Consider the following 19,888-nt stretch of genomic DNA (forward strand, 5'->3'; position numbering starts at 1 on the left):
AGCCGACACGGAAGGGAACACCCACCATGGCCCACGATCGCGCCGGACGGCCAGCCCGCCCGACCGACCTGGTGGACATCGCCCACCTGGTCACCGCGTACTACAGCCGCGTGCCAGATCCGGCCGAACCGAGCCAGCAGGTGGTGTTCGGCACCTCCGGCCACCGCGGCTCCAGCGAGGATTGCGCGTTCAACGAGGCGCACATCATGGCGATCACCCAGGCGATCGTCGAATACCGCGCGACCCGTGACATCACCGGTCCGGTCTATCTCGCGCGCGACACCCATGCCCTGTCCGAGCCGGCGTGGACCACCGCGCTCGAGGTGCTCGCGGGCAACGACGTCACCGCCGTGATCGACGCCCGCGACCGCTACACCCCGACCCCCGCGCTGAGCCACGCTGTGCTGCGCCACAATCGGGGCGGCACCAAGCATCAGGCCGACGGCATCGTGGTCACCCCGTCGCACAATCCGCCGCGCGACGGCGGCTTCAAATACAACCCGCCGCACGGCGGCCCGGCCGACACCAAGGCCACCGACGCCATCGCCGCGCGCGCCAACGAGCTGCTGCGCGGCGGCCTGTCCGCGGTGAAACGGGTCTCGCTGACGCAGGCGCTGAGCACCCATGTCGAGCGCTACGACTACCTCGACCACTACGTCGCCGACCTGCCGAACGCGTTGAACCTGGACGCGATTCGCGGCGCGGGCATCCGGATGGGCGCCGACCCGATGGGCGGGGCGAGCGTGGACTACTGGGAGGAGATCGGCCAGCGTTTCGATCTCGAACTGGAAGTGGTCAACCCGTTCGTCGACCCGACCTGGCGCTTCATGACCCTCGACAGCGACGGCAAGATCCGGATGGACCCGTCCTCCCGGCACGCCATGGCCGCCCTGGTCGGCATCAAGGACGACTACGACATCTCCACCGGCAACGACGCCGACGCCGACCGGCATGGCATCGTCACCCCCGACGGTGGCTTGATGAACCCCAACCACTTCCTGGCCGTCGCGATCGAATACCTGGTCGCGAACCGGATGTGGTGGGACGCGCTGACCAAGATCGGCAAGACGGTGGTCAGCTCGTCGATGATCGACCGGGTCGTCAATGTGCTGGGCCGCGACGTCTACGAGGTGCCGGTCGGGTTCAAGTGGTTCGTGCCCGGATTGTTCAGCGGCAGCCTGGCATTCGGCGGTGAGGAGAGCGCGGGCGCGTCGTTCCTGCGGATGGACGGCACCGTATGGACCACCGACAAGGACGGCATCCTGCTGGCACTGCTCGCCGCCGAGATCGCCGCCGTCACCGGTCAGACCCCGTCGGCCCGCTACGGCGAGCTGGAACGCCAGTACGGCAGCCCCGCCTACGCGCGCATCGACGCGGCGGCGACCAGCGCGCAGAAGGCCAAGCTCGCGGCGCTGACTCCCGACGCCGTCACCGGCACCGAGATCGCGGGCGAGGAGATCACCGGCATCCTCACCACCGCGCGCGGCAACGGCGCACCGCTCGGCGGATTGAAGGTGACCACCGAGAACGCCTGGTTCGCCGCCCGCCCGTCGGGCACCGAGGACAAATACAAGATCTACGCCGAATCGTTCCTCGGCTCCGAGCATCTGACCCAGGTGCAGGCCGCCGCCGAGGAGATGGTGAATCAGGCGCTGGCCGAGTGAGCGCTCCGGCGAAGGTACGACTACCGGCCGAGATCTGGGTACTGATCGCGGCGGCCTTCGTCATCGCGCTCGGCTTCGGTCTCGTCGCGCCGGTCCTGCCGCAGTACGCGCGCGAATTCGGCGTCGGGATCGCGGCGGCCTCGGCGATCGTCAGCGCGTTCGCCCTGATGCGGTTGCTGTTCGCGCCTGCCAGTGGGCGGCTCGTGCAGAAGCTGGGCGAGCGGCGGGTGTATCTGGCGGGCATCCTGATCGTCGCGTTGTCGACCGGTGCGTGTGCGCTGGCCCAGACGTATTGGCAACTGCTGGTGCTGCGTTCGCTCGGTGGTGTCGGGTCGACGATGTTCACGGTGTCGTCGATGGCGCTGATCATCCGGGTGTCCCCGCCCGCCGCGCGCGGGCGGGTCTCGGGGATCTACTCGACCAGCTTCCTGATCGGCTCGCTGCTCGGTCCGCTGGTCGGTGGCGGCCTGGCCGGGCTCGGGCTGCGCGCGCCGTTCCTCATCTACGCGGCCGCGCTGCTGATCGTGTGCGGGATCGTTTTCGTCGGCCTGCGCGAATCGCCGGTGCTGGCGGTCGAGGAGGGCATGACCGCACCGGCATTCACCTTCCGCCACGCCTGGTCCGAACCCGCCTATCGCGCGGTCCTGCTGTCGAGTTTCGCCGGTGGCGCCGCGGTGTTCGGTGTGCGAATGGCCTTCGTTCCGCTGCTGGTCGTGGAGATCCTGGAGCAGGAATCGGGCATGGCCGGTGTGGCGCTGACCGTGTTCGCCGCGGGCAATGCCGCCGTGCTGTTCGTGTCCGGCCGGCTGTCGGACCGGTTCGGCCGTAAACCGTTCCTGATCGCGGGCTCGGCGATCTGCGCGGTGGGCACCGGTGTGCTCGGGTTCGCGCCCTCGCTGCCCTGGTTCCTGGCCGCCTCCTTCGTCGCCGGGGTGGGGTCGGGGATGTTCAGCCCGGCGCAGCAGGCGGCGCTGGCCGATGTGATCGGCGCCCGCGCGCGTGGCGGACCGGTGCTGGCGGCGTTCCAGATGGCGGCGGATCTGGGCACCGTGCTCGGTCCGATCGGGATCGGCTGGGTGGCCGAGCACACCTCGTTCGGGGTGGGCATGGCGGTCACCGGTGGTGTGCTCGCGGTGTCGGCGGCGGTGTGGCTGGTGACGCCGGAACCGTCCCGGATCAAACATCCGGAGGACCCGGAGCACCCCGATCACGCCGGTGACGGCATCGATCCGCAATGCACCTGCGACGGCTGCCCCGACGGTGTCCCCGTGGTGCGCACCGGCATGGTGTCGTCGCTACGCCCGGTCGACTCCGACCAGCAGAAACGGTAGACCCACAGGTCAGCGGTACATTTGTCGGCCCCGGCGGCGAGCCTGCGGTGACTCGAGGCAAAGTGGACGGGTGAGCAGCGCCGGTTCCCAGCACAATCCCCGTCCCGTTTCCAGCAACACCACCTACGCCTTGGCCGCGGTGGCCCTCGTCGTGATCGGGCTCTTCGTGTTCGCCGCGTTCAAGTGGAACAAGACGGCGCCCACCGAGGTACGCAACGACGGCTACGGCGCCGTGCGCGAGTCCGCCGTGCAGGTCGCGATCCAGCCCGAGGGCGTCATCCGCCTCGGCCGCCCCGACGCACCGAAGACCGTCGACATCTTCGAGGACCCGATCTGCCCCGCCTGCGGCGTGATGGAAACGACCTTCGGCCAGGAACTCGCCCAGAAGATCGACGAGGGCAAACTGGCGGTGAACTACCACCTCGTGGCGTTCCTGGACCCCCAGTCCAAGAGCAAGGACTACTCCACCCGCGCCATCGCCGCGAATCTCTGTGTCGCCCAGGCTGGTTCGGGCCCCACTTACAGCAAGTTCCACGAGGCCCTGTTCACCGCCAAGCAGCCCGAGGAGGGCGGCGCCGACCTGAGCAACCCCGCCCTGGCCACCCTCGCCATCGAATCCGGCGCCCCCGAATCCGTCGGCCCGTGCATCACCAACGGCACCCAGCTCGATGCCGCCCGCGCCGCCGCCAAGCAGAACCTCGACGACCTCGACGCCCGCACCGGCAACAAGGCCGCCACCCCCGCCATCTACGACGGCACCACCAAGATCGACTGGACCGACGAGAACTGGGTCCTGAACCTCGCCCCCTGACCCACCCCGGCGTGAGGTTCGGCACATTCTACTCCGCCCCCACGGACCCCGCCTTCCACGCAGGCCCCAATGGCCCCGCCCAAAACCCCACTTTTCTGCCTCCTACCAGCCGATTTGTTGTCCCCGAGAGGCATGGTGTAACTTCATTCAGGCAGCAGCGAGAGCCGCTGAAACAACAGAACACGGGGCTATGGCGCAGCTGGTAGCGCACCACACTGGCAGTGTGGGGGTCAGGGGTTCGAGTCCCCTTAGCTCCACAAAATTAGCAGGTCAGGCCCGGTCTAAGACCGGGCCTGACCTGTTTTTTCATGACTGGCCCCGCGTTTGCCCCCCGTTTTGGTCCTTGGTCCTGTTCGCCGGTTCCGCCTATCGCGGGGGTGTTCGGCCACCATGGTGGCAAGCGGCTCTCGCTGCCGACAGGAGTGCGCGGCGATCAACCCGTCTGCCGAGGGTGTGCAGTTCACCGCGCAGTTGGGCGGTGGAGCGATGCTGCTGCGCTTGGCGGCCCAATTCGAAACGGCTGCACCGTGGGCCGGCTGGAGCCCGGCGAGTTAACCGATCTTCGTCAGTCCCAGTAGTGCGGCGGTGAGCCCGTAGTCCGGACCGAAGTCCTGCATGTTGCCGGAACGGCAACCATCAGACTTCATCTGGATGCGTTCACAGAACACGCTGACGATCTCGCCCGAGAGAGCGGTGCCGATCAGCGCTCGGTTGCGCATGAAGCCCTTTTCCTTGTCCATCGCGCCGTCGATGTTCTGCATGAGCAGCGGTACCACGTCGACGATCTCGACGATCGCGCCCGAGTTGTCGCGCAACTGGTTGGTCACGGTGGTCAGGCCGGTGAGCGAGGCGGCTAGTTCTTCCTGATGCCCGGCGAAGGTCGTCGAGGTGTTGGCCAGGAACTGGTTGAGCTGGTCGAGGGTGGCTTGCAGGCCGGGCGCCTGTTCGGCGAGCAGCTCGGACATGGCGGTCATTTGGTCGCTGAGACCGCGCACCGACTGATCGTTGTCGGCCAGCATCGTCGTGAGCTCGTTGAGCTTGATGATGATGTCGGAGATGGCGTCCTTGTTGTCGACACCGACCTTCAACGCCGACGACAGCGAGTCGAGGGTTTCGCGGATCTCCTGGCCGTTGCCGTTGAGCACCGGGTAGAGCACCCGGCCCGACAGTGGGCCGAGACCCTCCTGGCCGGGTTCGGGCTTCAGCGCGGCGGCGAACTGGTCGATGGTCTTGATCATCGTGTCCAGTTCGACTGGTGTCCTGGTGCGGGCCTTGGGCAGGTGGTCGCCGGACTCCATGGCCTCACCGCCGGTGTAAGGCGGGGTGATCTCGATGTGGCGGTCGGTGACGATCGAGGGCGAGATGATCGCGGCGATCGCGTCTTTCGGGATCTTCACGCCGGCGTCGATGGTCATGTGGACCTCGACGTAGGTGCCCTTGGGGATGATCTTGTCGACCTTGCCCACCGCGAGGCCGAGGACCATGATCTCGTTGCCCTCGTACATGCCCGCGATGTTCTCGAAGTCCGCGGTGATCTCGGTCGAGCGGCCGAGCCCGTCATCGGCGGAAAGCAGGGAACAGCTCAGCGTCATTGTCGCGGCGGCGGCCACCGCGACAATGCGAAACCGTCTGTTCACGGTGCTGTGCAGAAGCCCCACGGTGTGTTCCTTCCGGCCGTTGAAGACACGTACATCTCGACAGCCGCGTCCACGAACTAGAACTGATGAAATAGTCACATGTGACTATTTCATCAGTCAAGGAACCGGGGGATCCTCACAACCGTGAGGGCTCTGTGCTTGTGATGTCGGCGGATCCCCGCAGGATTGGGACGATTTCGCTGTGGTGAATGCGGGCCGGCCGCCAATGCGACCGTGCTGTGCAGATCCAGGTTGGAGTCATCGAAATACTCGTCGGCGAGGCGTTCGAGGAACTTCGATCGCCTCGTCGATGAGCGCCTGCCGACGATCGCGCCGCGGCGGACGCCGCACCCCATCTCGCTTCGCTGATCGACGCGCGGTGGCGAGAACACCTACGGCACACGTCGTGTTCGCGCGGCCCCGACGCCGTATTTCTTGGCCATGACGGCCTCGATCACTCTGCGCGGCAACAATCTACGGGCCAGGAACACAGCCGGTGCATTGCTGCCGACGGCATAGAGCGGCAACGTCTGCTCGGCTTCGACAGCTTCGAGCACAGTGCGGGCGACCTCGTCTGCCGATATTCCCTGGGCTTCCTTCGCGTCGAGGACAGCGATCGCCGAGGTGAACTGTTCGAAGTAGGGGGAGTCGCTGCTGATGTATTTGGTGCGGCGTCCGGACAGTCCGGTCGCGATGGAACCTGGTTCGACGGTGGTGATCTCGATTCCGTACGGCCTCAGTTCATACCGTGCGGCGGTCGCGAAGCCCGCGAGGGCGGCCTTGGTTGCGACATAGGATGATCGGTAGGCGAGGGGAAAGCTCGCGAGCATCGACCCGATGTTGACGATCCTGCCGCGACGCTGCTGTCGCATCCCCGGCAGTAGTAGCTGAGTCAGTTCGACGGCACCGAAAACGTTGAGCTGGAACAACCTCTGCACCGCGCCCATCGGTAGCTCTTCGAGCGGTCCGCATTGGCTCTCACCGGCGTTGTTCACCAGTACATCGACGGCTAGGTCGTCGAGCGCGTGGATGAACCGGGCGATCGAGCCCCGATCGGTGAGATCCAGGTCGCGGTAGTCGACGCCGGGCACGGGATCGGCCACGGTCGAACTGTCGCGGCTTGTCCCGAGCACGCGGTAGCCGCGAGCCACCAAGGCGGTGGCGACGGCCCGTCCTATCCCGGAGGACGCCCCGGTGACGATCGCTGTCTTCATACCGACCTCCGGTCTGCTGGGACGAGCTCGAGCGGAAGACGTTCCAGCCTGCGAATGATGTTGTTGACGGCCCACTTCGGTGTGCCGACCAGCTCGATACGTTCGACACGATCGGCCAGTGCCCGCAGCATCGAAGTGGTTTCGAGCCGCGCCAACGTCCGGCCCGCGCAGCCGTGCACACCCCAGCCGAAGCCGAGCTGGCGGGCCGCGTCGCGGGTGATGTCGAAGGACTCGGGCTGGTCCCATTCGGCCGGGTCCCGGTTGGCGGAGGCGAAGAGCACCAGTACGCGGCTCCCGCCCGGGATCTTCACCCCGCCGATGTCGGTATCGCGTGCGGCCGTGCGAGAGAACGCGCGCAACGGCGATTCGATCCGCACGACCTCGTTGACGGCATGGGGTATCAGTCCCGGATTCGACCGCAGTGCCTGCCACTGCCCGGGGTTCTGTGAAAACAGGTAGAGCGCACTCGAGATCGCGCCGATGGTGGTGTCCAGCGACGGGGCCAGGTAGTCGATCAAGAGTGCCGGGCACGACTTCTTGTCGATCCTGCCCTCGTCGGCGGCGCGGAAGACGTCACTGCCCATGCTGTCGTCGAGAACCGATCGATCGCGCGCGACACGGCGGGCGAAGGCCAGCATTTCGGAGGCCGCCCTCGCCGCGCCGACGGAGTGTCGGTTGATCGGCCCCATCGAGTCGAACGTCGCACCGGCCCAGCGCAGCAATTCCTCGCGCCCGTCGTGCGGCCAGCCGATGAGGTCCGGGACCACCGAGAGTGGCAGTGCGGTCGCGAGATCGTCGACCCCGTCGATGCGGTTGTTCACCAACGCCTTGTCCACGACGCTTTCGGCGAAGCGCTCGATGGTGTCGGTCACTTCCCGAAGTGCCCTCGGTGTCAGTCGGTGTGCGAGAACAGCCCGTTTGGTGGCGTGCTCTTCTGCGTCGCTGTTGAGCGTCGTGCCCCGGCCGAGGCGGTTGGCAACGGGGTTCAGCGACACCCCGTTACCCGAGACGAAGGTCGCGTCGTCCCGGAGAACGGCCTTGCACTCGGCGTATCGGGAGATCGCGAAGACGCGCCGGCGCGGTAGCCACACCACCGGGCCGGCCGCGCGCAATGCCGCGTAGTGCGGGTACGGATCGAGGATCGCCTCGGTACTGAAGAGATTCTCGCGATACCGCGGGACGGAAATGTCAACCGCCATGGGAACTCCTGTGCGTGGACGAAATAGACAGAGCCGGGCAGCTCGGTACGCGGGTGTGTAGGGAGGAGACCGATCGGGAGGCCGCCAGCACGGTTTTGTCCGGGCGCACGATCGCAGCCGTCGCGCGTCCGCGGCGCAGCCACTCGCCGAGCTCGGAGGAAGCCGGTACCGCCAGGATCGCGGCGCCGCGCCGGTCGAGTTCGGTCCATTGTTCGCGGGTGAGCGGGGTGGTCGCGACGAAGAGAAAACGCCCGGCCGCGATCTCGTCGACCCGCGTGCCGCCCTCGACCACGCAGTTCGGACACAGCGAGCCGGCCAGATCGAGCGGCCGGATCGCTTGTCGCGCAACGAACAGCGACCGGGAAAGGCGCGGTGTGGCGCTGTCGGTGACCTTGGATCTGATGACGGGAACGTGGCCGAGGAGCGGCCACACCCGCTGACGGATCGCCGCACCTGCCGCCGCGCCGCTCGTCATCGCCCAGCCGACGGCGACGGCCAGTCCGATCATCGCCGTGACGTGCGGCTTACGCTCGGATTGATAGGTGTCGAGTGCGTGGTCGGGCTGTGTCGCGCTCAGGACGCTGACCAGTTTCCAGATCAGGTTCTGGGCGTCACGCAGCCCGGCGCCCATGCCCTGTCCGATGAACGGCGGGGTGAGATGCGCGGCGTCACCGAGCAGAAAGATCCTGCGGTCGCGCCATCGGTCGACCACCTGGGCGCGAAAGGTGTATTCGGTGGACCGGATCAGCGTCAGCTCGGGATCTCTCACCTCGCGCAGCCAGGGGGACAGGAGCGGCTCGATGGTGTCGAGCGTGGCGAACCGGTCCGCGGATTCGTCGTCGCGGAGGCGGAACTCCCAGCGGTAGCGTGATACGCCGATGCGCATGTACGTCGCGGCGCGTTCGGGATCGCACACCTGGTGGACGCCCTCCCACTGCCCGAGGTCGGCATCGGTGGCGATGTCGACCACCAGCCACCGCTGTTCGAAACCCAGGTCGCGCATTCGTGAACCGATCGACGCGCGCACCACGCTGTTCGCGCCGTCGCAGCCGAGGACGAAATCCGCTGTGACAGCGCATCGTTCACCTGTCTCGACAGCGCGGTACGTCACGCGGGCGCGATCACCCATGTTCGCCACATCGAGCACTTCGCACCCGCCCCGGACCCGCACGCTCTCCGTCGATGCGAGCCTGGACCGCAGCACGCGCTCGAGATCCGGCTGGTCGAACATGTTGGCCGGCGGGAACCCGTGCGGGATCCGGTCGGGGTCGCGGTCGAACTCTGCGAGCGTGGCGACAGCGGCGTCCACCAGTCGAAGGCCGCGGCCGGGCCGGGAGATCCCCGCGAACTCGTCGCCGAGTCCGAGATCGGCCAGTATGCGGTACACCTCGTCGTCGAGATGCACCGCACGCGGCTGCGGGTACACCTCGTCCCAGCGATCGACGATCAGGCACTCGACGCCATACCGCGCCAACAACAATGCGGCGGTCATGCCGGTCGGGCCCGATCCGACGATCACGACCGGGTAGTGCTCGACCCGGCCTCGATCAGTGCCCATATCGCACCGTCGTGCGCTGAATGCCGAGATCGAGCGCGCCGTCCGGTGTCGAGACGGTCAGCTCCACCACATCGCCGTCCTGCAGATAGCGCGGATTGGACGCCTGCTTGTCGAAGAAGATCCTCCACTTGAGCGCGGGCGGTAGGAGCGATCCGAGGATCTCGACGAGTTTGGCGGGAGCCTTCAATGCCGTTCCGCCGGGGGTTCCCGTCAGCAGCAGGTCGCCCGCGTCCATGCGCTGGAAACCGGTGAGGGCGCGCAGGGTTTCGAGCGGGCCGTAGATCATGTCCGCCGCCGTGCTGTGTTGGCGCACTTCGCCATTGACACGCAGCGTCAGGCAGAGATCGCGGAATCTGTCGAAATCGCCTGCCTCCAGCAGTAGCAACACCGGCCCGACCGGTGTGAATGTCGGATACGACTTGCTCTCGTAGAACTGGGTTTTGGGCAGTTGGACGTCGCGGGCGGACACATCGTCGGTGATGACCAAGCCCGCGATGTAGTCGCCGATATTCGACTCGTCGAGTACGGTGCCAACGGGCAGCGTCGCGCCGAAGACGAGCCCGATCTCGATCTCGTAGTCCAGCAACCGCACATGCGCCGGTTTGACGATGGCGTCCTCGGGACCGCTGATGGACCCGGACGATTTGCGGAAGAACGTCAGCGGAACCGTCTTCGGGTTCATCCCCGAATCCTTCACGTGGGACACGTAATTGGTCATCTGTGCCACGACCCGGCACGGCGCGGTCACCGGCGAGATGAGCTCCAGGGTCTCCACCGGAGTGGTGGCGTTCCCACTGCGTGCCGCCTCGACCGCGGTCCGGTCGGTCAGCAGTTCGCCTGTTGTCGTCGCTTCGGTGTCGACTCGGACAGCGCCGCCGGGGGTCCGCACCCACCATGCGTCGGCGGTGCGCAGCACGGAAATACTCATGAATCGGCTACTTTCAGCAGGCCCCGCAAGCGCTGGGCGTCGAATTCGTTGTCTCGGTTCAGCGAAGAGAAGATGGCCCGGAGTTCCCGCAACGATTGGCGCCCCGGTGCGATGCCGAGGAAATCCTTGGTCGCCGGTGGGCCCCACTGCGCCAGGCCCGAGGCCGTCATCGGCGCCCAGCCCGGTTCCAGGGAGCTGTCGAACAGGTCGCCGTCGCTGAAGTGCTCGACGAGGAAACCGTCGGGATCGCGCCAGTAGTCGAAGATCTGGCTGCCCTGGATATGTCGTCCGATGCCCCAGGACCGGCGATAGCCGCGTTCGGCCAGGAACTCGCCGCCGGCTGCGAGCGCGTCCAGATCGCACACCTGATAGGCCGAGTGCACATATCGGTCCGAGGGGCCGAGCGTCATGGCGAGGGTGTGATGGTCGGTGGGCGTGTTCGCGCGATCGCAGCGGATGAAGGCCATCACCGGCCCGCGTTCGCGCTGCCCGTCGAAATACAGGAAGTCGCTGACGATGAGTCCGAGATGCTCCAGATACCAGTTCAGGTTCTCCAGGTAGCGGGTGCGCGAGAGCACCACATGGCCGAGCCGCTCGACACCGGCAGGCACACGCGGTGGCCGCTGCGTCGCGTTGACCCGCGCAGCGGAGTCACCGACATTGAGCGGGCGGGCACGCTGCCCCGGTAGCTGCGGCAGCCGGCGCGCGCCCGCCACGACGCGCACGGTCTTGCCGCCCGGGTCGTGCAGGGTGACGCCGATTCCGCCGATGCTCTCGGGTAGCCGTTCGACGCGATGACCCGTCACTTCGGCGAGCCTGAGCACGTCGGACTCCTCCGCGGCCAGGAACGCGGCGCCGACGAAGCGGGTGCGATCTCCCTTGCGGATGATCACGCACGCCGTGCCTGCCTGCGTGCCGCGCAGGTGGATCTCCTCCGACGTGCGGTAGGCCACCGAGAACCCGAAAGCCAGCGCGAAGGCTTCGGCCTTCAGCAGGTCGGGCTTGCGGAACTCGAGCCAGGCGAGGTCGGCGACCTTGATGACCGGATTCTTGGTACGGCCGGGGTGCTCGCCAGGCAGGGCGCCCTGATCGACATGCAGGTCGCGATGTGTGTCGCTGCGGACTTGCGACATCTCGACTCCTCTTCTGCGCTCGGCGATTGTCTGACGATATCGTCAACTATGACTAGGTGTTCAGTCAAGAGTTCTGAGGGAGTCGTCAGATCTGAAGGTGGACTAAGATCGCGGCAGCTGAAACCACTGTCAGAAGGTGACCAACCACGATGTCCACCGCAGCGAACAGGCTCGAACGCCGCAAAGCTCGCACCCGCTCGGCTCTGATCGCCGCCGGGCAACGCTTTATCGCGGAGGGCAGGCTCAACGCGCCTATCCTGGAGATAACGCAGGCCGCGGACGTGGGAATGGGCTCGTTCTACAACCATTTCGACAGCAAGGAAGAACTGTTCGTTGCGGCGGTCGACAGTGCGTTGGAGTCGCTGGGCGACTACCTCGACTCACTCACGACCGATCTCGCCGATCCGGCGGAGGTCTTCGCCCATTCCTTCCGGATCGTCGGCCGGCTGTTTCGGCTGCAGCCTGATCTCAGCCGGGTCTTGATCAACTCCGGCGCCTCGTTGATCGAATCCGAGCACGGCCTCGCGCCTCGAGCCGCCCGAGATATCACCGCCGCGACACGCGCGGGACGCTTCGTGGTCGAAGACATCGATCTGGCGATGGCGCTGGTGACCGGATCGCTGCTCGGGCTCGGGCGCCTGCTGCTACAGCAACCCGACCGCGATTGTGCCGTGACCGTGGACGAGATGGCCGTCGGAATACTTGTCGCACTTGGCCTCTCGCGTGACGATGCCCAGGAATTATGCAGTAGACCAGTGTCGTTGGATGCCGAGACTGCGGCCGACGCTCCGAGCTGAGACCGCGACCACGGCCATGACATCGAATGCCGGGCCCAAGGCCCGGCGATGAGCACGTGGCCCTCGCCCATGACTTCTTCGCGGGTAGGAAATCGTCATCGCGAACTGACACCACACCGCCAAGAACCGGGTGGGAGCATCCGGCACGACGATTGTTCGAGAGTGTTTGTGCGATTCGTCGACCTGGAAGCTTCTTTGCCGGTATTCGACGCCATCAACGCCGTCCACGGTCGGCCGCCCGATCACACCCATCTCTCGCGAGCGCACCGCAGCATGTCATGCCGCATCTTGTTGAAAGGAATCCTTTCCGGTAAACTCTGAGCAACCCACGAATGTGGATGCGGCAGCCCCGCAGACCATTTCGTGGGCATGCGATTCTCGATGATGCACCACGACACCGAGCGAATAGTCGTGACTACAGCCGCCACAGGTGGTCCACTGGCAAATGGATTCGAACAAGTAGAAGTTTCCGACAGGACCTGCATCCATTCAACGGCGGATTGCTCGGTGCCGAGTGGGCGGTCCTCAGCGTCACCGAGGAGTCGACCATGACCGACAACACGTCTGCGGTGCACAACGTCACACCCGAGGCAGAGCCCTTTCAGCGGCAGGCCGTCGCCGAGGGGATATCCATCGCGGCTGCGTTCATGCTGGTCACCCTGGCGGCGGTCTCCATTCTGCAGGGAATCTCCGCGATCGTGGACGACGAGTTGTATGTCGCCGGAATCGAATACGTCTACAAGTTCGACACCACGACGTGGGGCTGGATTCATGTCGTGCTCGGCGCCCTCGCGCTGATCGGCGGCGTCGGCCTTGCGATCGGATCGACGTGGGGTCGGTACAGCGCGCTGGGAATCGCCGCGTTGGTCATCGTCGCGAACTTCATGTCGCTGCCCTACTACCCGGCATGGTCCATCGTGATCATCGCGCTGAGTGTCGTGATCATCTGGGCCGTCTGCACCTGGCGACCCGAACGCTGAGTCCTGGTCGGATGTCTCCCCGATAGTTCGTCCACCGGTGAGCGAGGCGCCGACCAGGAGGAACGATGGCGACCCTGTCGATCGACCAACGCGATCGGTTGCACAACGATGTCCGCGCGTACACCGTCGGCGTCGAGGAAGAGTTCGTGCTGATCGACCCGGCCACCGGACGCCCTTCCCTGACCAACACCACCGTGGCGGCAGCCGAGACCGACATCGAATTGCAGCTGGAACTCTCGCGATGCCAGATCGAAACCTGCACCCCCGTCTGCGCGAGTATCGAGGCGGTACATCGCGAGGTTCGGCGGGCCAGGGTCGCGCTCATCGACGCCGCGGCTCGGTCCGGTTCGCTTCCGCTTGCTGTGGGAGTGCCGATCTGGGGCCCGCCTACCGGTTCCATCACCGACACGCCGAGATATCAGCGCATGGCCGAACACTTCGGGGCGCTGGCCGAGCAGGTGATCTGCGGTTGCCATGTCCATGTCTGCGTCCCCGAGCGCGACCTCGCGGTGCAGGTCAGCAATCACCTGAGTCATTGGCTGCCCCCGCTGTTGGCATTGACAGCGAATTCACCGATCGCCGAGGGCATCGATACCGGGCACGCCAGTTGGCGCCACGTGGTGTGGGCGCGGTGGCCGAGCGCGGGCCCACCACCGTACTTCCGGTCAGCAGCCCACTATGACGACATCGTCGCGGGCCTCGCCGAAGACGGACACATTCTCGACCCCGCGATGGTCTATTGGGATGTGCGATTGTCCGCTCACCTGCCGACAATCGAGATCCGGATCAGCGACGTGCCCGCCACCGTCTTGGAAACCGCCCTGTTGGCGAGTCTGGTGCGGGCCCTCGTCATCACCTCGGTCGCCGCCATCGGCCGTGGGCACCTCGCCGTTCCGATCGCAAGCACGCGCCTGCGCTCAGCGTGCAGTTGCGCCGCCCGCGACGGGCTCGCCAGCACTCGCTTTCCCCCGGCTCTCACCCAACTGCTCTGCCACGTTCGTTCCGCCTTGGAGGAATCCGGTGACTACGAATTCACCCGCGATGCGTTGGCGACAGTACTCACCAGCGGCAACGGCGCCGTCCGGCAGCGCGGTGCCCTGCTGGCCGGCGGCCCGGCGAACGTCGTGGATGTGCTCTCGCGCCTGACCGTCGAAGGGTGCGAAGCCGACGACTCCCAGCGAGCGATATGACCGAAGCGGTGAGTCCTGAGCGAGCAGGCGGTGGATGATGCGCGACGACAATGAATCTGTACAGATCGCTCAGGTGATCGAACGCCTGATCGCCCGTTTCCCCGCGGAATCACCGGCGGAGATCGAACTCCTGGTTCGCCGTATTCATGAGCGGTTCGCCGATGCCCGTATCCGCGATTTCGTTCCGCTGCTCGTCGAGAAGGCCGCTCGGCAAGTTGTCGGCGTCTACCCGATCGAGGTCACCGGCGAGGACCCGCGCAGCGCCCCGACGATGGCTACGATCTAGTAGCGGATTCCCCACCCCGCTGAAGTTTCCCGATCGAGAAAGGACGGCGCGCTATGGGCGCCACGCACACGGTGCACGCCGGGCCGGTGGCAACAGCCTCCGCGCGCGCACGAGTGCGCTGAGGCACCCCGGCCATGTCGTGGAAGGACCGCGTAACCGCTTTACCCGGGATCGCGACAGCCCGCGGATATCGCCGTGCGTGGCTGCGAGCCGATGTCACCGCGGGCCTCGTCCTGACCGCTTTGTTGATCCCCGCCGGTATGGGCTACGCCGAAGCAGCGGGACTTCCCGCCTACGCCGGGCTCTACGCGACCATCGTGCCGCTGCTGGCCTACGCGATGGTCGGGCCGTCCAGAATTCTTGTGCTCGGCCCCGATTCCTCACTCGCCCCGCTGATCGCGGCCGCGGTGCTACCACTGGCCGCCGTCGACGATCCCGACCGTGCGCTGGCCCTGGCGGGAGTCCTTGCCGTTCTCGTGGGGCTCATTCTGCTCGTCGGTGGATTTCTTCGCCTCGGGTTCGTCACCGAACTGCTGTCCAAGCCCATCCGACTCGGCTACCTGAACGCGATCGCGCTCATCGTCGTCGTCGGGCAACTTCCCAAACTGCTCGGCTTCTCCGTCGATGCCACCGGCGTGCTCGCCGAAATCGCCGAGATCGGGCGTGCCGTAGTCCACAGCGATATCGATCCCATCGCGGCCGCTATCGGCCTCGGCGCGCTCGCTGTCATCGTGGCCTTCCGCTGGTGGCTGCCCGCGGTACCGGGGGTGCTGGTCGCGGTCGCGGGCGCCATCGCGATCTCGGCCGCCGCCGGACTCACCGACGACATCGGGATGGTCGGTGCCCTGCCCGAAGGTCTGCCGCTGCCTTCCATCGGCGGCATCAGCTGGGGCGACATCGGGCATCTGATCGGACCCGCGGCGGGCATCGCGCTGATCGCGTTCGCCGACAGCGGCGTGCTGTCGCGGACCTTCGCTTCCCGGCACGGGGAAGATGTCGACGGCAGCACCGAGATGAAGGCGATCGGGGTCGCCAATGTGGCGGGTGGATTGTTCGGTGGATTCCCCGTCTCCGCGAGCGGGTCACGAACTCCGGTCGCCGAACAGAGCGGCGCCCGTACGCAATTGGCGGGCGTCGTCGGCGCGATCTCCGTTCTTCTCTTCGTACTGCTCGCCCCCGGACTCACCGCTTACCTGCCCGACGCCGCGCTCGGGGCGGTCGTGATCGTCGCGGCCACCGCGCTGATCGATATCCGCGGCATGGTCCGGATGTGGCACATGAGTTCGGTGGAATTCGCCCTCGCGACAGCGGCGTTCGTCGGGGTGGCGTTGGTCGGCGTGCTGCAGGGCATTATCGTCGCGATCGGTCTCTCCTTCGTCGCGGTGGTCGCGCGGGCCTGGCAGCCCTACCGCACCGAGCTCGTCCGGACTTCGGACCGTCCCGGCTACCACGACATCGAGCGCCATCCTGACGGGCAGCGCATCGCGGGCCTGGTGCTGGTGCGGTTCGACGCACCCCTGTTCTTCGCCAACGGACAGATCTTCGACGAATACGTACGCTCGGTCGTCGCGAACACTCCGACCCCGGTCGAATGGGTCATCGTCGCCGCAGAACCCATCACCGATCTCGATACGACGGCCGTCGACGAACTCGTCGATCTCGACAACTACTTGGCAGGCAAGGGAATTCGATTGGTCTTCGCCGAGATGAAGGGGCCTATCAAGGATAAGATCATTCGCTTCGGTGTCGGTGACCGGTTCGACGGGACGCACTTCTATCCCACCGTCGAAGCCGCCGTAGACGCCTTTCGCCATCGAAGCGACTGTGCGACGGACACGTGAATCCACGATCTCGAACCGGTGAAACAGAGCAGCTGCGCCCGCTTCTACGACGCGGCCTTGGCGCAGCACGCAGTGTTCTCCGACGTGACGTTCTCGGGCACAGCCTTCGTTCACCGAGGTCAGGTTTGTCGGTGACACCGGCTTCGAGGAAGCTGCTTTCTCCGGTGCTGTCCGAATTGACAAGGTGACCACCTGCCAGGATGTGATGCTCGGGACGACACGACCCACCACCGGGCGACCTACCGGATCATTCTCGTCGGCCAATCCCTGGCTCCGACTCGCAACGTGGCGCGGGGAACGGTGACGGCCACGTTGGCCAGGGCCTGCGCGACACCAATATCGTCACCCGGCAACGCGTCGCTGGTCGATTCCGTGCCGTTCGTCGAGAGGGCCTTCGCGTGACCGATGTCATCGTGCGGCGAGGGTCGAACTGATCCGGTCGGTGGGCGCGCACTGCTCGCCGGGCTGCCGGAGATCGGCACTCACGGCGAAGACGGGGAACCTGTCCTCCGGCGGACACGGCTGGAATTGCACCCGCACCGGGCGGCCCCGCAGCACCGGGACCTCCCCTTCGATGGACGTGTAGACCCACGGCCCCTCGTCGAGCTCGACGATGGCGATCGTCAACGGCGCCTCACCGTGCATTCCGGTCGCGCGATCAACTACCCGCCACGACACGATCGAACCGGCGCCGGAGGACGGCAGCCACTCGAGGCTGTCGGACGCGCACGACGAGCAGCCGGCAGCCAGCGGCGCGTACAGCTTGTCGCAGCCTGTACACCGGCGAATCATCAATGTGTCTTGCCCGTGCCGCGCGGTCACTTCGCCGGGCCTGCCGCAGTTCGCTGGATCGGGTGGGTACATCGAGGCCTCCGTGAGGGTGTACTGACGAGCTTCAGCGTCCTCTGTCCGCGGCGTCGCGGGGACGGTCGATATACCTGTTTTTGCGAGGGAAACACGGCGTAACCTGGCGCTGGGGACCCACCGCGACCGAATGTGAGGCATGCCCGATGCAGCCTGCCACCCAAGGCACGCTGGGGAATCTCCCCGCGGAATTGACTCACTTCGTCGGTCGAGGACCCGAGATCGCCGAGGTCAGGCACTTGTTGTCCGAGTCCCGGCTGGTGACGTTGACCGGGATCGGTGGCGTGGGCAAAACCCGATTGGCGATCCGGGTGGCCGAGGAAGTCCGCCGGGCATTCGACGACGGAGTCTGGCTGGTCGAGTTCGGCAAGGTTCGCGAGCCGGAACTGGTGGCCGGTGCCGTCGCGCACGCCTTGAAACTCACCGGGCAGACCGCCCAACCCCCGCTGGAACTGATCGTCGAGCACATCGCCTCCCGTCATCTGCTCCTGGTGCTCGACAATTGCGAACACCTGGTGGACGCGATCGCCGCGCTGACCGAATCGCTGCTGCGCGCCGCGCCCCGTCTGCACATCCTCGCGACCAGCCGGGAACCGATCGGTATCGGCGGGGAGTCGGTGGTCCCGGTGCCGCCGCTGACGGTTCCCGGGGCCGAGCGGTCGCCGAGCCTGCGCACGCTGTTGCGGTCTGACGCGGTCGCCCTGTTCGTCGACCGCGCGCGTGCCGCCATCCCAGGCTTCGAGCTGACCGAGGACAGCAAGATCGCCGTCGCGCGCATCTGCCGGCGGCTCGAGGGCCTGCCGCTGCCCATCGAGTTGACGGCGGCCAGGCTGCGGGCGATGTCGCCGGAGCAGATCCTGCAACGGCTCGACGACCGGTATCGGCTGCTGACCGGCGGCGGTCGCGCGGCGCCGACCCGGCAGCAAACGCTGCGTCAGTGCATCGACTGGAGCTACGACCTGCTCACCGACCGCGAGCGCGAGCTGTGGGCGCGCGTGACGGTGTTCGCTGGCGGCTTCGAGTTGAACGCCGCGGAGGCGATCTGCGGTGACGGCCTCGATCCCGGCGACGTCCTCGACCTGGTGGGCTCACTGGTGGACAAGTCGGTCTTGATCCGGGAGGCCTGCGGCGGCGGTGTCCGGTACCGGATGCTCGAAACCCTGCGCGAGTACGGCCGGGAACGGTTGCGCGCCGCCGGTGCCGAGCGGGCGTTGCAGCGTCGCCACCGCGACTGGTTCGAACGGCTGGCGCTGAAGGCGTACGTCGAGTGGATGGGGCCCCGGCAGCTGGCCTGGATCGATCGGCTGAACCGCGAACAGCCCAATCTGCGTGAGGCTTTGGAGTTCAGCCTGACCGAGCCCGCAGAGGCGGGATCGGCCGAACGGATCGCGGTCGCCCTGTACGAGTTCTGGGTCGCGCGGCAGCGGGTCAGCGAGGCCCGCTATTGGCTCGGGCGCGTGCTGGAGCGAACGGGCGGTGCGACATTGGAACACATCGCGGCACTGAGCGCGGACACGATCTTGGCGTCGATGCAGACCGATATCCAAGGCGCGACAGCGCGAATCGAGCAGGCGCGGTCGCTGACTGGCGGCGACGAGATACTGGGCGCCTATGTCGACGGTGCGGGCGCACTGCTCGCACTGTTCTCCGGCGATTTCGCGGGTGCGGTGACGCACTGCGAACAGGCGCTGCCGGTGTTCGAAGCCGACGGTGACGTCTTGCATCAGGTGTCGGTCCTGCTGGCACTCGGCGCCGCCTGCGGTCTGCTGCAGGACACGGACCGCGCCGCGGCGTGCCAGGAGCAGGTGCTGGCGATCACCACCGCGCTCGGCGAGTCGGTCTACCGGTCCTACGCGCTGTCACAGCTCGCCTATACGACGGTCGAGCGCGGCGATCTCGAGCGCGGCGCCGCGCTGGTGAAGGAGAGTCTGCGACATTCCCGGTCGATCGACGACTGGTCGGTCGTCGCGAGCTGCCTGGCGACCCTGGCCTTCGTCGCGGCCGAGCAGCGTCAGGCGCAGCGGGCCGCGGTGCTGAGCGGCGCCGCCAGGTCGGTCGCCGAATCCGTTGGCAGACAATCGGTGATGATCATCGAGATGTTCGGCCATCGCCGTCAGGCGCAGGAGTCCGCCTCGCGTGCGCTCGGACAGCGCGCCTTCGACGCGGCCCTGCGCCGCGGCCACGAGCTCGGTACCGAGGAGGCGCTCGCCTACGCACTCGAGGAGGATCCGGCCGCGACGGCGGAGCTGCCCGCCGCGATGGCCGCACTGACCCGCCGCGAAAAGCAGATAGCCGAACTCGTCGCCCAGGGCCTGACCAACCGCGCCATCGCGGAAAAACTCGTCATCTCACAGCGCACCGCAGCGGGCCACGTCGAGCACATCCTGAGCAAGCTTCACTTCACCACCCGCGCTCAAGTCGCCGCCTGGGTGGTCACCCAGAACCAGGAGTAGGA

The 19,888-nt window shown here is 66.6% G+C and carries 16 protein-coding genes and 1 tRNA gene; 10 read left to right on the plus strand and 7 right to left on the minus strand.

From position 1 onward, the window contains the following. The first annotated feature begins 26 nt into the window (after window positions 1-26). The 4 genes from pgm (at window position 27) to IEY60_RS11815 (ending at window position 4,063) form a co-directional block, all read left to right on the plus strand. Window positions 27-1,664, plus strand: coding sequence for a phosphoglucomutase (alpha-D-glucose-1,6-bisphosphate-dependent) (gene pgm / locus IEY60_RS11800; RefSeq protein WP_189026974.1), 1,638 nt, complete (start codon window positions 27-29; stop codon window positions 1,662-1,664). After that, complete coding sequence (locus tag IEY60_RS11805) at window positions 1,661-2,995, plus strand: MFS transporter (protein WP_189026976.1); 1,335 nt, start codon at window positions 1,661-1,663, stop codon at window positions 2,993-2,995. The genes pgm and IEY60_RS11805 overlap by 4 nt, the downstream gene beginning before the upstream one ends. A gap of 70 nt (window positions 2,996-3,065) precedes the next feature. Beyond that, a complete protein-coding gene (locus tag IEY60_RS11810; RefSeq protein ID WP_189026978.1) occupies window positions 3,066-3,806 on the plus strand; it encodes a DsbA family protein in 741 nt (246 codons plus the stop codon). A gap of 184 nt (window positions 3,807-3,990) precedes the next feature. Beyond that, window positions 3,991-4,063: transfer RNA gene (locus tag IEY60_RS11815), tRNA-Ala, on the plus strand. 294 nt (window positions 4,064-4,357) lie between these two features. On the opposite strand, the gene IEY60_RS11820 is transcribed toward IEY60_RS11815, so the two are convergent. The 6 genes from IEY60_RS11820 to IEY60_RS11845 form a co-directional block, all read right to left on the minus strand. Continuing rightward, window positions 4,358-5,455 carry an MCE family protein gene (locus IEY60_RS11820; RefSeq protein ID WP_373291708.1) on the minus strand — a complete coding sequence of 366 codons (1,098 nt, stop codon included), beginning with the start codon at window positions 5,453-5,455 and terminating at the stop codon, window positions 4,358-4,360. Between the two features lie 380 nt (window positions 5,456-5,835). Further along, window positions 5,836-6,657 (minus strand): SDR family NAD(P)-dependent oxidoreductase, encoded by an 822-nt coding sequence (locus IEY60_RS11825; protein WP_189026980.1) that lies wholly within the window; start codon window positions 6,655-6,657, stop codon window positions 5,836-5,838. Then, window positions 6,654-7,856: a cytochrome P450 gene (locus tag IEY60_RS11830; RefSeq protein ID WP_189026983.1), complete on the minus strand. Its 1,203-nt coding sequence runs from the start codon at window positions 7,854-7,856 to the stop codon at window positions 6,654-6,656. Before IEY60_RS11830 ends, IEY60_RS11825 begins: the two co-directional genes overlap by 4 nt. After that, window positions 7,846-9,414, minus strand: coding sequence for a bifunctional 3-(3-hydroxy-phenyl)propionate/3-hydroxycinnamic acid hydroxylase MhpA (mhpA, locus tag IEY60_RS11835; RefSeq protein WP_189026985.1), 1,569 nt, complete (start codon window positions 9,412-9,414; stop codon window positions 7,846-7,848). The genes IEY60_RS11830 and mhpA overlap by 11 nt, the downstream gene beginning before the upstream one ends. Continuing rightward, on the minus strand, window positions 9,404-10,342 hold the full coding sequence (locus tag IEY60_RS11840; protein ID WP_189026987.1) for a fumarylacetoacetate hydrolase family protein: 939 nt from the start codon (window positions 10,340-10,342) through the stop codon (window positions 9,404-9,406). Before IEY60_RS11840 ends, mhpA begins: the two co-directional genes overlap by 11 nt. Continuing rightward, on the minus strand, window positions 10,339-11,475 hold the full coding sequence (locus IEY60_RS11845; protein WP_189026989.1) for a VOC family protein: 1,137 nt from the start codon (window positions 11,473-11,475) through the stop codon (window positions 10,339-10,341). Before IEY60_RS11845 ends, IEY60_RS11840 begins: the two co-directional genes overlap by 4 nt. 149 nt (window positions 11,476-11,624) lie before the next feature. On the opposite strand from IEY60_RS11845, the gene IEY60_RS11850 reads away from it, so the two are divergent. The 5 genes from IEY60_RS11850 to IEY60_RS11870 all read left to right on the plus strand — a co-directional run bounded on the left by IEY60_RS11850 (window position 11,625) and on the right by IEY60_RS11870 (window position 16,569). Then, the gene (locus tag IEY60_RS11850) at window positions 11,625-12,272 is read left to right on the plus strand and encodes a TetR/AcrR family transcriptional regulator (protein WP_189026992.1); all 648 of its coding nucleotides are present in this window, start codon (window positions 11,625-11,627) and stop codon (window positions 12,270-12,272) included. A 548-nt stretch (window positions 12,273-12,820) separates the two neighbouring features. Then, complete coding sequence (locus tag IEY60_RS11855) at window positions 12,821-13,252, plus strand: DUF7144 family membrane protein (protein ID WP_189026994.1); 432 nt, start codon at window positions 12,821-12,823, stop codon at window positions 13,250-13,252. Between the two features lie 65 nt (window positions 13,253-13,317). After that, on the plus strand, window positions 13,318-14,442 hold the full coding sequence (locus tag IEY60_RS11860; protein ID WP_189026996.1) for a glutamate--cysteine ligase: 1,125 nt from the start codon (window positions 13,318-13,320) through the stop codon (window positions 14,440-14,442). 37 nt (window positions 14,443-14,479) lie between these two features. After that, complete coding sequence (locus tag IEY60_RS11865; protein ID WP_229739714.1) at window positions 14,480-14,728, plus strand: three-helix bundle dimerization domain-containing protein; 249 nt, start codon at window positions 14,480-14,482, stop codon at window positions 14,726-14,728. 134 nt (window positions 14,729-14,862) lie between these two features. Next, window positions 14,863-16,569 carry a SulP family inorganic anion transporter gene (locus tag IEY60_RS11870; protein WP_189026998.1) on the plus strand — a complete coding sequence of 569 codons (1,707 nt, stop codon included), beginning with the start codon at window positions 14,863-14,865 and terminating at the stop codon, window positions 16,567-16,569. A 408-nt stretch (window positions 16,570-16,977) separates the two neighbouring features. Here the strand turns inward: IEY60_RS11870 and IEY60_RS11875 are convergent, their stop codons facing one another. Then, window positions 16,978-17,361: a Zn-ribbon domain-containing OB-fold protein gene (locus IEY60_RS11875; protein ID WP_229739715.1), complete on the minus strand. Its 384-nt coding sequence runs from the start codon at window positions 17,359-17,361 to the stop codon at window positions 16,978-16,980. A gap of 218 nt (window positions 17,362-17,579) precedes the next feature. Between IEY60_RS11875 and IEY60_RS11880 the strand changes: the two genes are divergently transcribed. Next, complete coding sequence (locus IEY60_RS11880) at window positions 17,580-19,886, plus strand: ATP-binding protein (protein ID WP_189027003.1); 2,307 nt, start codon at window positions 17,580-17,582, stop codon at window positions 19,884-19,886. Window positions 19,887-19,888: the final 2 nt, after the last annotated feature.

The sequence above is a fragment of the Nocardia rhizosphaerihabitans genome (assembly GCF_014646295.1).
Taxonomy (GTDB): domain Bacteria; phylum Actinomycetota; class Actinomycetes; order Mycobacteriales; family Mycobacteriaceae; genus Nocardia; species Nocardia rhizosphaerihabitans.